The 231-nt window shown below is 56.3% G+C and carries 1 pseudogene; it reads right to left on the bottom strand.

Annotated features, from left to right (window positions below):
• Positions 1-231 (bottom strand): annotated as a pseudogene (locus SAY88_RS25725) (aminotransferase family protein); the annotation flags it as partial.

The raw sequence follows: 231 nt of genomic DNA, 5'->3' as shown, positions 1-231 counted from the left end.
GATACATGCGAATGATGCGGTAACCGAGATCGTTCGCTGTTGAGCCTCCGCAAGTGAATAGCACGTGATTCAGGTCGCCCGGCGCCAGTTCAGCGATCTTTGCTGCAAGATTCGCTGCCGGCACATTGGTCATGTCGACAAACGGATTGGCGTACGCCATTTCGCGAACCTGCTGCGCAATCACGTCCGCCATTTCATCACGGCCCAGCCCGATGTTCGTACACCACATGC

Origin of the sequence: Halalkalibacter flavus, from assembly GCF_036663575.1 — a bacterium.
GTDB classification, from domain to species: Bacteria; Bacillota; Bacilli; order Bacillales; family Bacillaceae_D; genus Halalkalibacter; species Halalkalibacter flavus.
This window is presented reverse-complemented; position numbering and strand designations above follow the sequence as displayed.